Genomic DNA, 12418 nt, shown 5'->3' with positions numbered 1-12418 from the left:
TTATTGAAAGATGAGGCAACTAAATAATGGGAAAAAGTAATAAAGTAACTATAAATGACATTGCAATAAAAGCGAATACGTCTAAAACAACGGTATCCTTTTATATAAATGGCAAATTTGATAAAATGTCACCAGATACAAAAAGAAGAATAGAGCAAGCAATTCAAGAAACTAAATATAGCCCAAGTATTATGGCAAGAAGCTTAAAATCAAAAAAATCCAACTTAATAGGGGTTGTTGTTGCAGATATAACAAATCCATTTAGTAATAATATAGTAAAAGGAATTGATAATGTAGCAATAAAACAAGGGTATCAGATACTAGTTGGAAGTAGTAATTTTCAATATGAAAATGAAAAGAAATATATAGATAGAATGCTTGATATGGGAGTAGATGGATTTATTGTTCAACCTACACTGAAATTTAATAAGCTAATAAAGAAAATTCAGGAAAGAGGTAAGAAGCTTGTTTTCCTAGATAGTGTTAGTACAGAATTTACAGGTAAATGGGTTAAAACTAATAATTATGATATTGCATATGAAGCAACGAAGAAGCTAGTAGAAAAAGGCTATGATGAATTTGTTTTAGTAGCAGAAGATATAAATCTTTTAATGGCTAGAGTTGAAAGAAAAAATGGTTTTATAGCTGCTTTAGAAGAAAAGAAGATTAATTACTCAATAGTTACTGTAGAAAATAATATAAAACATCCAGAGCTTGCAGATGTTTTAAGAGATAAAATAAAAAAAGATAAAAAGACACTTATTTTTGCTATTAATGGGAAAACACTTCAAAAGGTATTTAGAGCATCAAAAGATGAAGGATGGGACGTACCTAATAGAGTTGGAATAATAGGTTTCGATAATTGGGATTGGACTTTTTATGCAGTTCCATCAGTTACAACAATTGACCAACCAACTGATAAAGAAGGAACCTATGCAGCAAATTTATTAATAGAAATGATAGAAGAAAAAGAGGAAGTGGAAGAATCTATAATTTTTAATTGTAGCATTAACTGGGCTGAATCTACTAACATAGATAAAGAAAAATTAGAAGTTAAAGAATTTTAAATTAATATATAAAGGTAGAATAACAAAAAATTATTCTACCTTTTTATATTTAAAAAGTAATTATGACAATATTATGAACCTATATGAATATAATATAATAATAGAACTACATGTGAGGTATAAAAATGGTTAGAACATATGCTTATTCAGCAGATTTTGACTCAGAAACTGAAAAGCTTTTTAGAGATGCTAAATTTTTAGGAGAGGGACATAATGGAATTGTTTATGAACTGCCAGGTAATAAAGCTGTAAAAATATTTCAAGATTTTAAATGTTGCAGAGAAGAAGGAGATATTTTAAAGAAAGTAAATAAATCTTCATATTTTCCAACAGTATATTCTACAGGTAGATATTATATAGTAAGAGAAAAAATAGGTGGAGAAAGACTAGATCACTATATTAAAAAAAATGGATTTAATTATGATCTTTCAAAAAATTTATATTACTTAATTAAAGAATTTAAAAAATTAAAATTTACAAAAATAGATGCAAGATGTAGAGATATATATGTTTTAGATGATGGAAGTGTTAGAGTTATAGATCCAAAACAATGTTATAAAAGAAAAGTAAATTATCCAAGACACTTAATGAAGGGGCTTAAAAAAATTGATGTTTTAGATAGCTTTTTAGAGGATATAAAAGATATAGATAGTAAACTAGGCGAGGACTGGCAAAAAAAAATAAATCAATATTACAATGAAATAGATTAATATGTAGCAATATAGATTCTTTTGAATATTTTATTAGTGGATAAATTTTTAGGAGAATAAAATGAATTTAAAAGGAAGTAAAACAGAAAAAAATCTTTTTAAAACTTTTGCAGGGGAATCAAGAGCTAGAAATAAATATACTTTATATTCAGAAAAGGCAAAATTAGATGGATATCAATGGGTTGCTGAAATATTTGATAAAACAGCACATAACGAGTTAGCTCATGCAAGACACGTATATGGAATATTCTTAAATTTAATTGGTTGTACAAAGGATAATTTATTAGATTGTATTATGGGAGAAACAGAAGAATTTAAAGTTATATATAAGAATTTTGAAAAAGAAGCAAGAGAAGAGGGATTTGAAGAAATAGCTGACTTTTATAAGGACTTAGCAGAAACAGAAGAAGGTCATGCTATTAGATTTAAAGAGTTATTTGATAAAATAGAAGATGGAACTATGTTTAGGGGACCAGAAGACTCTAAGTGGATATGTATGAATTGTGGATATATACATGAAGGAGAAGAAGCACCAATGATTTGTCCTTTATGTAAGTATCCGAGAGCTTATTATAAACCATATTGTAAGATAGAAAATGCGTAAGGGGGCGAACTTATGTATTTAGCTATACCAAAAGATTTTTTTGTCCCAGTTTTATTTAGTGAAGAGTTTAATTTAAATGAAGATACACAACAAATGGAATATGATAGTGATTTTAAAAATAGTTATAGATCAATGAGTAGAAGTAAACTATTTGACCTTGATGATACTGATGTTAATGAAGAAATTAAGTGTAAGACTAGAAATGATTTTAATGAAGCAGAAGAAAAGCTAGATGCACATATTTCTAAATTCACAGAAAATTTTTTAAATCATGTCAATAAAGTAGATTGTTTAAAGCTTAGTGAGGGAGAAGCAAAAAATAAATTAAATATGCATATTGCAAACTTTAAAAAAGTTTATGATATCCATATAAAGAGGTTTGAAGATTTACCAGAAGTGCTATCACCAGCAGATATAGATGGAATAATAGATAATCACATAAATAGATTTACCAATGTATTCAACAAACATTTAGAAAAGCTTAATTGCAACGATTTTAGTAAAGATGTAATTGAAAAATTATTAAGTGATCACATTAAGCATATGAGGGAAGTTTTAAGAAAGCACATGGAAGAAGTGAATTCTATCATAATAAATAGAAGAGATGTATGCGAAAAAGGAATTGATGTAAAAAATAACTTTGATAATAATGATAAAATTTATTCTATAATTGATGATGAATTTTCAGATGAAATGACAAAGTAAAATTAGAGATGAGTAATTAAGAGTGTTTTAAATTAAATCTTAGTTACTCATTTTTTCTTTAAAAGTTAAAAGAAAGGAGATAAAAATGCCTTATAGAGATTTTATGAGTAAAAATTATTCAGAAATAAGTAATTTAAACACAATGCTTAATTCTATGGTTAATTCCTATAGATTATTAATTGGTGGAGCTGGAGAGTTAAATAATATAGCTCCAGCAAAAAAGAGCCAAGTAAAAGATGCAATTGAAAGAGCAGAGAAATTAGGAGAAATAATAGATTCTCTTATAAAGACATTAGATGGATGTAGTCAAAATTACTGTAAATATTGTTATATAAAAAATCAATATATACAAACAAAAACAAACAAGGATATAATTTTAACAGAAATAAATTCAGAGCTAGATTTTTATAATGAAAATGAAAGAGAAGAAGATGAAGAGTAAAAAATAATATTTTAATGTGAAAATAATATTTTTTAATGAATATTGAGAATTGTTATCAAAAACTCTTGACTCTTAAATTAATTGTGATATTATGGAGTTAAATGGAGTATGTAGTAAAAATATCTAATTACTTAGCTTAAAATGTATATGAAAATCATATTAAATAAATATAAATATGAATAAATTCATATAGGTTTGAAATAATAGAAATAGGCAGTAATTACTAAAATATTATTACTATGTTTTGAAAATAATAAAATAGTATTATTTATTATGCTTAAAATAAGGAGGAAAAAGAAATGAAGGATTATTGTGAAATAGTTGATGTTGTAGCTAGACAAATTATTGACTCTAGATGTTTTCCAACAGTTGAGGTAGAAGTATATTTAGAGGATGGAACAATGGGAAGAGCAGCGGTACCATCAGGTGCATCAACTGGAATGTACGAAGCTGTAGAACTTAGAGATGGAGATAATGATAAATACCTTGGAAAGGGTGTTTTAAAAGCAGTTCAAAACGTAAATGACACTATTGCAGAAGAATTAATAGGTTGCAACGTTTATGATCAAACATATATAGATAAAATGCTTATAGAATTAGATGGAACTGATAACAAAGGTAAATTAGGAGCAAATGCAATACTTGGAGTTTCTTTAGCAGTTGCAAATGCGGCAGCTAATTCATTAGGAATGCCTTTATACAAATATGTAGGAGGAGTAAATTCTAAAGTATTACCAGTTCCTATGATGAACATAATAAACGGTGGATCACACGCTGATAACTCAGTAGATTTACAAGAATTTATGGTTATGCCAGTTGGAGCATGCTGCTTTAGTGAAGCTTTAAGAATGTGTGCAGAAGTTTATCATACATTAAAGAAAACACTTCACGAAAAAGGTTATTCAACAGCAATTGGTGATGAAGGTGGATTTGCACCTAACTTAAAATCAAATGAAGAAGCAATAGAAGTTATTTTAGAAGCTATTACAAAAGCTGGATACAAACCAGGTGAAGATATGTTTATTGCTATAGATGCTGCATCTTCAGAATACTATAAAGATGGAAAATATGTTTTAGAAAATGAAGGAAAGACATTAACAGCAGCTGAAATGGTTGACTTCCTTGAAAAATGGGTAGATAAATATCCAATTATATCAATAGAAGATGGTATGGCAGAAGAAGACTGGGAAGGTTGGAAGCTAATTACAGAAAGACTTGGAAAGAAAGTTCAATTAGTTGGAGATGACCTATTTGTTACAAATACAGAAAGACTTGAAAGAGGAATAGATATGGGAGTTGCTAACTCTATTCTAATTAAGCTTAACCAAATAGGAACTTTAACAGAAACTTTAAATGCTATTGAAATGGCTAATAGAGCAGGTTATACAGCTGTTATTTCTCATAGATCAGGAGAAACAGAAGATACTACAATTGCAGATTTAGTTGTTGCAGTAAATGCTGGTCAAATTAAAACAGGAGCTCCAGCAAGATCAGAAAGAGTTGCTAAATACAATCAATTATTAAGAATTGAAGAAGAATTAGATGATGTTGCAGAATACAGAGGTAAAAAAGCATTCTTTAACATTAAAAAATAATAATTAATTTACTAGAGGAAGTAGAATTTTTAGATTCTACTTCCTTTTAAATTCTTAAGTTAAACTAAGAAAAGACCTTACTTAATTACAATGAAATACTTGTTTTTTAGTATTTGATATGTTAAGATAACCTTATGTAAATACGGTTATTTATACATCGTGTGGGAGGTGCAATTTATGAAGACTTTTCTATTAGTATTAGAAGTTATTTTAGGTTTAGCTATTATAATATCAGTATTATTACAACCAAGTAAAGCAGATGCTTTAAGTGGCTTAATTCAAGGAAGTAAAACAGAAACTTTCTTCTCAAAAAATAAAGCTAGAACTAAAGAAGCTATGCTTTTAAAGGTAACAGGTATATCAATGGCATTATTTGCTATTAATACCGTAGCATTAAACTTAATGTAAGATGGTATAAAAAATAAGAGATAGATATAAAAGCTACTAAAAATAAGATAGTAGCTTTTTTTGTGCAATTTAAAATAAATACTAGTAAACAATATTGCTAATATTTAAAATATTATAACTTTTTAAATTTGAAAAGAATAAAAATATTGCTTTAGAGTAAATACTAACTTATAAGACAATTAACTATATAAAATATACTGGTTATGGTATTATAAAAGTGTAATAAAAGAATAATATGGATACAATATAGTATAGCAAATAATTTTTGGAGGAATTTAAATATATGGGAATAAAACAAACATTATTAAGCTTCATGAGAGAAGAAGCATATAGACCAATGGATATACAAGAACTTGTTGCTGTTTTTGATATTAATACAGACGAATATAAATCATTTAAAAAAGTATTAAAAGCAATGGAAAAAGAAGGTCTTATAGTAAGAACAAAAAAAGATAAATTTGCATTGCCAGAAAGGCTTGGATTAATAACAGGAAAACTTCAAGTTCATCAAAAGGGATTTGGTTTCCTTATACCGGAAGTTGAAGGAGAAAAAGATGTTTTTATTCCAAGTTCTTGCATGAATGGTGCTATGAATGGTGATAAGGTTTTAGCTCAAGTTACAAGAGAAGATCAAAGTGGAAAGAAAAGAGAAGGGGAAATAAAAGAAGTTTTAGAAAGAGCCAATACTAAAATCATTGGTATTTATGAAAATAGTCGTAACTTTGGATTTGTAGTTCCAGAAGATACTAGATTAAACCAAGATATTTTTATTTCCAAAAAAGATAGAAACGGAGCTGAAGATGGTGATGTTGTTATTTGCGAAGTAACAAAGTGGCCAGAAAAAAGAAGAAGTCCAGAAGGTATAGTTAAAGAAGTACTTGGTAAAAAAGGAGAAAAAGGCTTAGATATATTAACAATAATTAAAAAGTATGGACTGCCAGAAGAATTCTCTGATAAAGTACTTAATTTTGCAGAAAATATTTCCGAGGAAATTGAGGAAAAAGAATATAAAAGAAGAAAAGATATAAGAAATTTAAGAATGGTGACTATCGATGGAGAGGATGCAAAGGATTTAGATGATGCAGTATCTATTGAAAGAGTTGAAGGTGATAGATATAGACTAGGAGTTCATATTGCCGACGTTACTCATTATGTTAGAGAAAAAAATCCACTAGATAAGGAAGCTTTAAAAAGAGGAACTTCAGTTTATTTAATAGATAGAGTAATCCCAATGTTACCAAGAAAGCTTTCAAATGGAATATGTTCATTAAATCCTAAGGTTGATAGACTTGCATTAAGTTGTTTTATGACTATTGATAGTAAAGGTAAGGTATTAGGTCATGAAATAGAAGAAACAATAATAAAGACAGATGAAAGAATGACTTATACTGATGTTACTAAAATATTAGAACAAAATGATGAAGAACTTATAAAGAAATATGACTATTTAATAGAAGACTTTAAGGCTATGGAAGAACTTTGTAAAATATTACAAGAAAAAAGAAGAAAAAGAGGGGCAATAGATTTTGATTTTGAAGAGTCAAAGATAATATTAAATGAACTTGGAAAACCAATTGATATTAAACCATATGAAAGAGCTATTGCAAATAGAATAATTGAAGAATTTATGCTAGTATGTAATGAAACTATTGCAGAGCATATGTTCTGGACTAATCTTCCATTTGTATATAGAATTCATGAAGAACCAGATGAAGAAAAATTAACGAAATTTAAGGAATTTGTATACAATTTAGGATATATAGTTAAATGGGGGCAAGAAACTCACCCAAGAGCTCTTCAAGATCTTTTAGAAAAGGTAAAAGGAAAGAAAGAAGAAACAGTAGTTAGTACATTATTATTACGTTCTATGATGCAAGCTAAATATTCTCCAGAATGTGTAGGTCATTTTGGTCTTGCAGCAAAATACTACTGTCACTTTACTTCTCCTATTAGAAGATATCCAGATCTTCAAATTCATAGAATTATAAAAGAACAATTAAATGGAAAAATAGATGAAAAGAGAAGTACTAAATTAAGTTCTATAGTAGAAATTGCTTCAAAACAATCATCAGAAATGGAAAGATTAGCACAAGAAGCTGAAAGAGAAGTAGATGATTTAAAGAAAGCTGAGTATATGCAAGATAGATTAGGTGAAGAGTTTGATGGAATAATTTCATCAGTTACTTCCTTTGGGTTATTTGTTGAACTTCCAAATACTATAGAAGGCTTAATTCATATTACAGCTTTAGATGATGATTATTATATTTATGATGAAGCACATTTATGCTTAATTGGAGAGAGAAGAAAGAAAGTATACAAATTAGGTGATGAAGTTAAGGTTAAATGTAGTAGAGTAGATATAGATAATAGAGAAGTTTATTTTGATTTAATTGAAGATGAATATTCAAAAGAAGAAATAAAAGCAACACAGGAGCTTGTAGAAAAATTACCAGAAGTTAAAGAAGAAATGAAAGCTAACTATAAAGATGAAGTAGAAGAAGAGAAATAATATGAATTTATAGCTTCAATATATATAGTTAGGTATAACTTTTATATAGAGGGTGATAATCATTGATTTCACTAACTGTAGCTTATATGCTAAGTGAGAAATTTAATGCTTATTCACTCTTTTTTATGTTATAATGTATAATAAAGATATAAAAACTGAAGTGGTGATAAAAATGGTAAGAAAGAAGAATAGTAATACATTAGCTGATAATAGAAAAGCTAGACATGATTATTTTGTTGAAGAAACTATGGAAGTAGGAATAGCTCTAGTTGGAACAGAGGTAAAGTCAATTAGAGGTGGAAAATGTAATTTAAAAGATTGTTATGCAGACATCTATAATGGAGAAATATTTATTAAAAATATGCATATAAGTCCTTACGAGCAAGGAAATATATTTAATGTGGATCCATTAAGAGATAGAAAGCTATTACTTCATAAAGAACAAATATCAAGATTTGCAGGCTTAGTTGCACAACAAGGATATACTTTAGTTCCTTTATCCTTATATTTAAAAGAAGGTAAAGTAAAGGTAGCTTTAGGATTATGTAGAGGTAAGAAAAATTACGATAAGAGAGATTCCATGCTTGAAAAAGCTCATAAAAGAGATATTGAAAGACAAATGAAAAATAATGGAAGATATTAAAATGAAGCTGTCCACAAGAAAGTTTTAATAAATGTATTAATGATTTAACTTTATTAAAATACTATATTATTGTAGCTAAATTTTACAAGGTGACAGCTTAATAAAATTTATGATAAAAGAAGTAATATAAAAATATTGCTTCTTTTTTTATGCAAAATAATAAATAAATATTTATGAATTTATTTATAAAAATGGAAAATAACCATAAGGTTATAGAAAAAATTACAATAAAATAGTAGACTAATATTATGAGAATTAAGGCAAAAGTAATATAAGGGATAGGTGTCTTATGGATAAAAAAAAGTTATTAATTGAGAATTCTCATAAAAGAAGTGAATTTTATGGGATACAAAAAAAGTCGAATCATTCTAAAAAAATATTGTCAGGAGAAGATTTAACAAAGGTTTTAGCTAATAATAAGGAACTTATTGATGTTTCAAAAGTATATATTGATATGGTATTCTCAGCCGTTGAAGATAATGATTATATAATTATATTAACAGATAGTATGGGGTGTATATTATATATAAAAGGTGCTGATGATATAACAAGTGCTTTAGAAAAGCTAGATTTAAAGGTTGGAGCTTATATGGATGAACAAAATATAGGTACAAATGCTATGGGTATTGCAATAAAAGAAGATAAATGCGTACAAATAACAGCAAATGAACACTATGTTGAAATTTTTCAAAGCTTAACATGTTCTGCAGCTCCTATTCACAATATAAAAGGAGAAGTAATAGGAACATTGAATTTAACAGGTAAAAGCCATATGAAACATCCTCATACATTAGGATTAGCTATATTTGGTGTTAAAGCAATAGAAAATGAGCTTGATAAAAGAAATATAAATCATATTCTAAATGAAGCTTACAATTATATGCAAAGTGTTATAGATAATGTGGACAAAGGTATTATGATTGTTGATACTGCTGGGAAAATTACAAATATAAATGACTTAGGTGCTAAAATACTTAATAAGCCTAAAGAAGATTTAGTAAATGAAGATATTCATCATATAGTTCAAAATTTTGAAAATATATTAGAAAAAATAGAAAAAGATGATAAAACAATAGAAAAGGAAATAAAAATTAAGCATACAAGTAGATATAAAACTAAAACCTTCTTTAAAGGGATAAAACATAAAGACAAGCTTGTTGGTATAGTAGTAACAATGAAAAATGAAAAAGAATATAAAGAGTTAAATAATACAACAGGAGCATTTTGCACTTTTAATGATATTATTGGAGAAAGTGCAGCAATAACAAATGTTATTACAAATTCAAAAATTATTTCTAATAGCCCTTCAACTGTTTTAATAGAAGGGGAGAGTGGAACAGGAAAAGAAGTTTTAGCGCAAGCTATGCACAACTATAGCTTAAGAAGAAATAATAAGTTTGTGGCTATAAATTGCGGTGCAATTCCTGCCAATATAATTGAAAGTGAATTATTTGGGTATGAAGATGGAACATTTACTGGTGGCAAAAAAGGTGGTAAGCAAGGGAAATTTGAAGCTGCAAATGGAGGAACATTATTTTTAGATGAAATAGGTGAAATGCCACTTGATATGCAAGTAAACCTTTTAAGAGTATTACAAGAAGGAAGAGTTACAAGGTTAGGTGGTACAACAGAAATACCAATAGATGTTAGGGTAATAGCGGCAACAAATAAAAACCTAAAGAAGGAAATAAAAAAAGGAAATTTTAGAGAAGATTTATACTATAGATTATGTGTTATTCCAATAAAACTTCCTCCATTAAGAGAAAGAAAGGGAGACATAGAAAAGCTTATAGAATACTTTTTAATGATAAAGTCCTTTAAATTAAATAAAAACATATCAGAACTAGATAAAGATTTGAAGCATAAATTACTTTCATATAATTGGCCAGGAAATATAAGGCAGTTAGAAAACTATATAGAAAATATAGTTAATTTAGATGGAAAATTATCCTTTGATTTATTGGATGATCAAGAAGTTAAAAATATAGATATTAAGAAAGAAGAAATTCAAACTAAGTCTATTGAAGAAGTAGCAGTAGATGAAGAAATATTAGACTTACAAATATTAGAGATGAAAGCAATAGAAAAAGCTATTAGTTTATATAATCACAATATGAGTAAAGTTGCTAAGATTTTAGGTATAAGTAGAAATACATTATATTTAAAGATAAAGAAATATAATTTAGAAGTGTAATAAAATAAGACAGTGTCCTAAAAACTAACAAATATTAAAGAATAAAGTGTTAGTTTTTAGGACATAATTTTTTATAAGAAATATTTTTATAGCGATAAAGTCAAGAATTTAACAATGTTGATAAAAAAATAACTATTTTGGCATGACTATTGCTATATAAAATAATGTAAAGTTTAAAATACAAATAACAAAAATTTTGAATATATTTTAGGGAGGATAATTATGGCACGTTTTACATTACCAAGAGATTTATATCATGGAGAGGGCTCATTAGAAGTTCTTAAGACATTAAAAGGTAAGAGAGCAATGGTAGTTGTTGGTGGAGGATCAATGAAAAGATTTGGTTTCCTAAAACAAGTTGAAGATTATTTAAAAGAAGCTGGAATGGAAGTAGAATTATTCGAAGGAGTAGAACCAGATCCATCAGTAGAAACAGTTATGAGTGGAGCTGAAGCTATGAGAAACTTCAAACCAGATTGGATAGTAGCTATGGGTGGTGGATCACCAATAGATGCAGCAAAGGCAATGTGGATATTCTACGAATACCCAGATTTTACTTTTGAACAAGCAGTAATTCCTTTTGGTTTACCAGAATTAAGACAAAAAGCTAAATTCGTAGCTATTCCATCAACAAGTGGTACAGCTACAGAAGTTACTGCATTCTCAGTAATAACTGATTATAAAGCTAAGATTAAATATCCTCTAGCTGACTTTAATATAACACCAGATATAGCTATAGTAGATCCTGCTTTAGCACAAACAATGCCAGCTAAATTAGTAGCTCATACAGGAATGGATGCATTAACACATGCTATTGAAGCGTATACTGCATCACTTAGATCAAACTTCTCAGATCCATTAGCTATGAAAGCTATAGAAATGGTTAAAGCTAACTTAGTTAAATCATATGCAGGAGATAAAGAAGCAAGAAACTTAATGCATGAAGCTCAATGTTTAGCAGGGATGTCATTCTCAAATGCATTACTTGGAATAGTACATTCAATGGCACATAAAACAGGAGCTGTATTCCATATTCCTCATGGATGTGCAAATGCAATATTCTTACCATATGTAATTCAATATAATAGAGTTAAGTGTGAAGATAGATATGCAGATATAGCTAGAGCATTAAAACTAGAAGGTAATACAGATGCAGAACTTACAGATTCATTAATTGAAATGATTAACGGTTTAAATAATGAATTAAATATTCCTCATTCAATGAAAGAATACGGAATAGCAGAAGAAGATTTCAAAGCAAACCTTCAATTTGTAGCTCATAATGCTGTACTTGATGCTTGTACTGGATCAAATCCAAGAGAAATAGATGATGCAACAATGGAAAAATTATTTGAATGCACATACTATGGAACAAAAGTTGAATTCTAATTTGTAATTTATTTGCATATATTATAAAAGCTCTCGATAAGAGAGCTTTTATCATTGAAAACTGAAATATTACAATAAAATACAATTTATAAAGTTAAAGTAAAAACAAGAATAAATTACTGACAAAAAATACACAAAGAATATGAATTATG

At 27.7% G+C, this 12418-nt stretch carries 11 protein-coding genes; all 11 read left to right on the top strand.

The genetic code is table 11. The features are described from left to right. Positions 1–26 precede the first annotated feature (26 nt). The 11 genes from ACYQ1T_RS02245 (at position 27) to ACYQ1T_RS02195 (ending at position 12266) form a co-directional block, all read left to right on the top strand. On the top strand, positions 27–1067 hold the full coding sequence (locus ACYQ1T_RS02245; protein WP_459831222.1) for a LacI family DNA-binding transcriptional regulator: 1041 nt from the start codon (positions 27–29) through the stop codon (positions 1065–1067). 125 nt (positions 1068–1192) lie between these two features. Then, entirely contained in the window at positions 1193–1777 is a 585-nt protein-coding gene (locus ACYQ1T_RS02240) for a protein kinase family protein (RefSeq protein ID WP_459831219.1), read from the top strand. Between the two features lie 61 nt (positions 1778–1838). Continuing rightward, positions 1839–2381, top strand: a complete 543-nt coding sequence (locus ACYQ1T_RS02235) for a rubrerythrin family protein (RefSeq protein ID WP_459831217.1) — start codon at positions 1839–1841, stop codon at positions 2379–2381. 12 nt (positions 2382–2393) lie between these two features. Then, positions 2394–3086 (top strand): hypothetical protein, encoded by a 693-nt coding sequence (locus ACYQ1T_RS02230; protein WP_459831214.1) that lies wholly within the window; start codon positions 2394–2396, stop codon positions 3084–3086. Positions 3087–3171: 85 nt separating this feature from the next. Then, complete coding sequence (locus ACYQ1T_RS02225) at positions 3172–3528, top strand: hypothetical protein (protein ID WP_459831212.1); 357 nt, start codon at positions 3172–3174, stop codon at positions 3526–3528. A gap of 299 nt (positions 3529–3827) precedes the next feature. Then, entirely contained in the window at positions 3828–5123 is a 1296-nt protein-coding gene (eno, locus tag ACYQ1T_RS02220) for a phosphopyruvate hydratase (protein WP_459831209.1), read from the top strand. 177 nt (positions 5124–5300) lie between these two features. Next, the gene (secG, locus tag ACYQ1T_RS02215) at positions 5301–5531 is read left to right on the top strand and encodes a preprotein translocase subunit SecG (protein ID WP_459831206.1); all 231 of its coding nucleotides are present in this window, start codon (positions 5301–5303) and stop codon (positions 5529–5531) included. Between the two features lie 283 nt (positions 5532–5814). Beyond that, positions 5815–8040: a ribonuclease R gene (gene rnr, locus ACYQ1T_RS02210; protein WP_459831204.1), complete on the top strand. Its 2226-nt coding sequence runs from the start codon at positions 5815–5817 to the stop codon at positions 8038–8040. Between the two features lie 172 nt (positions 8041–8212). Next, complete coding sequence (gene smpB, locus ACYQ1T_RS02205) at positions 8213–8683, top strand: SsrA-binding protein SmpB (protein ID WP_459836434.1); 471 nt, start codon at positions 8213–8215, stop codon at positions 8681–8683. A gap of 289 nt (positions 8684–8972) precedes the next feature. Further along, positions 8973–10877: a sigma-54-dependent Fis family transcriptional regulator gene (locus tag ACYQ1T_RS02200; protein ID WP_459831201.1), complete on the top strand. Its 1905-nt coding sequence runs from the start codon at positions 8973–8975 to the stop codon at positions 10875–10877. A 222-nt stretch (positions 10878–11099) separates the two neighbouring features. Then, positions 11100–12266, top strand: coding sequence for an iron-containing alcohol dehydrogenase (locus tag ACYQ1T_RS02195; protein ID WP_459831200.1), 1167 nt, complete (start codon positions 11100–11102; stop codon positions 12264–12266). Positions 12267–12418: the final 152 nt, after the last annotated feature.

Source organism: Clostridium carnis (genome assembly GCF_054657435.1).
The sequence above is the reverse complement of the archived record's forward strand: the minus strand, read 5'-3'. Positions and strand labels throughout refer to the sequence as shown.

Coding starts and splice junctions, on each gene's coding strand:
- ACYQ1T_RS02195 (WP_459831200.1), top strand. CDS start 11,100: ATGGCACGTTTTACATTACCAAGAGATTTATATCATGGAGAGGGCTCA.
- ACYQ1T_RS02230 (WP_459831214.1), top strand. CDS start 2,394: ATGTATTTAGCTATACCAAAAGATTTTTTTGTCCCAGTTTTATTTAGT.
- eno (WP_459831209.1), top strand. CDS start 3,828: ATGAAGGATTATTGTGAAATAGTTGATGTTGTAGCTAGACAAATTATT.
- ACYQ1T_RS02245 (WP_459831222.1), top strand. CDS start 27: ATGGGAAAAAGTAATAAAGTAACTATAAATGACATTGCAATAAAAGCG.
- secG (WP_459831206.1), top strand. CDS start 5,301: ATGAAGACTTTTCTATTAGTATTAGAAGTTATTTTAGGTTTAGCTATT.
- ACYQ1T_RS02200 (WP_459831201.1), top strand. CDS start 8,973: ATGGATAAAAAAAAGTTATTAATTGAGAATTCTCATAAAAGAAGTGAA.
- ACYQ1T_RS02240 (WP_459831219.1), top strand. CDS start 1,193: ATGGTTAGAACATATGCTTATTCAGCAGATTTTGACTCAGAAACTGAA.
- rnr (WP_459831204.1), top strand. CDS start 5,815: ATGGGAATAAAACAAACATTATTAAGCTTCATGAGAGAAGAAGCATAT.
- ACYQ1T_RS02235 (WP_459831217.1), top strand. CDS start 1,839: ATGAATTTAAAAGGAAGTAAAACAGAAAAAAATCTTTTTAAAACTTTT.
- smpB (WP_459836434.1), top strand. CDS start 8,213: ATGGTAAGAAAGAAGAATAGTAATACATTAGCTGATAATAGAAAAGCT.
- ACYQ1T_RS02225 (WP_459831212.1), top strand. CDS start 3,172: ATGCCTTATAGAGATTTTATGAGTAAAAATTATTCAGAAATAAGTAAT.